The 1502-nt window shown below is 72.1% G+C and carries 2 protein-coding genes; both read right to left on the reverse strand.

Annotated elements, in window-relative coordinates; all coding sequences use genetic code 11:
• The coding region (locus D477_RS20895) for an ABC transporter ATP-binding protein (protein ID WP_005275675.1) at positions 1-836 on the reverse strand (836 nt) is incomplete at its 3' end.
• Positions 833-1502: FecCD family ABC transporter permease (locus tag D477_RS20900; protein WP_005275678.1), on the reverse strand; the 670-nt coding region annotated here is incomplete at its 5' end. The genes D477_RS20895 and D477_RS20900, both read right to left, overlap by 4 nt.

Raw genomic sequence — 1502 nt, forward strand, 5'->3', positions numbered from 1 at the left:
GCGGGTTGGCGGGCTTGGCGGCGCCGCGACCGGCTCAGGGCGACGGGGGTGCCGAGGGGGATGACGTGCGGGCGGCCGTCGGTCGGCTCTTCAACGACGTGGGCGGCGAGGCCGAAGATCTCCTGCAGCATCCCGGGCGTCACGACGTCGGCCGGGTGCCCCTGCGCGACAATCCGGCCGCCCTTCATGGCCACGATGTGGTCGCTGTAGCGCGCGGCGAGCGAGATATCGTGCAGCACCATGACGACGGTCCGGCCGAGCTCCCGGTTCAGCCGGCGGATCAGCTCGAGCACCTCCACTTGGTGCGCCAGGTCGAGGTAGGTCGTCGGCTCGTCCAGCAGTAGGATCCCGGTTTCCTGCGCCAGCGTGAGGGAGATCCAGGCGCGTTGGCGCTGGCCGCCGGACAGGTCCTCAACCGGTTTGTCGGCCAGGTCGAGGATGTCGGTGGCGGCCAGCGCGGCTTCCACCGAGGTCCGGTCGGCGGGGGAGAACTGCTGGTACCACTTCTGCCGCGGGTGCCGGCCGCGCGAGACCAGATCCGCCACGGTCAGCCCGGACGGAGCCGACGGCGTCTGCGGGAGCACGCTGAGCTGGGTCGCGATATGCCGGGTGGACAGGCGCGCGAGCGGTTCGCCGTCGAGCAGTACCTGCCCCGACCGCGGCGCAAGCAGCCGCCCGAGGCCGCGCAGGAGCGTGGATTTGCCGCAGCCGTTCGGCCCGATCACTGCGGTGACCTTAGCATCCGGCACGGACAGCGTCAGGTCGCGGATGATGTCGGTGCCGTCGTAGCCCAGCGTGAGGGCGTCGGCGCGCAGGCGGCCCGGCAGCTCGTTCATGTCAGTCTCCGTTGGTAGCGCAGGATCAGGTAGATCAGGTAAGGGGCGCCGACGACGGCGGTGGCCACGCCCACGGGCAGCGCCACCGGCAGCGCGTTGGCCGCCACCGTGTCCGCCAGCAGCACGAAAACCGCCCCGGTCAGCGCGGAAACCGCCACCGGAGGCACCGCCGAACCGGTGAGGATCCGGGCGATCTGCGGGCTGGCCAGCGCCACGAACACCAGCGGCCCGGCCACCACGGTGCCCACCGACGCGAGCAGCACGGCCAGCGTCAGGGCGGTCACCCGCACTGTGCCTACACGGGTTCCAAGTCCGACGGCGGTGTCCTCGCCAAGGGAGGTCAGCAGCAGCCACCGGCCGCTGGCGATGGCGCCGGCCAGCAGCGCCGCGGCGGCGAAGGCCATCGGAGTGACCAGGGGCCAGTCCTTGCCGTTGAGCGAGCCGGTCATCCAGGTCAGGGCCTGCGCCGCGCTGGTGACGTCCCCCAGGGTGAGCAGCCAGGTGGTCAGGCTGACGGCGAGGCCGTTGATGCCGAGTCCCACCAGGACCAGCCGGTAGCTGTCGATCCCGCCGCGATAGGCCAGCAGATAGACGGCCACGCCGCTGACCAGCCCGCCGCCGAACGCGGCCACCGGCATGCCGACGGCGGCGGCCACTCCGCTGAGC

Source organism: Arthrobacter crystallopoietes BAB-32, from assembly GCF_000328305.2.
Taxonomy (GTDB): Bacteria; Actinomycetota; Actinomycetes; order Actinomycetales; family Micrococcaceae; genus Crystallibacter; species Crystallibacter crystallopoietes_A.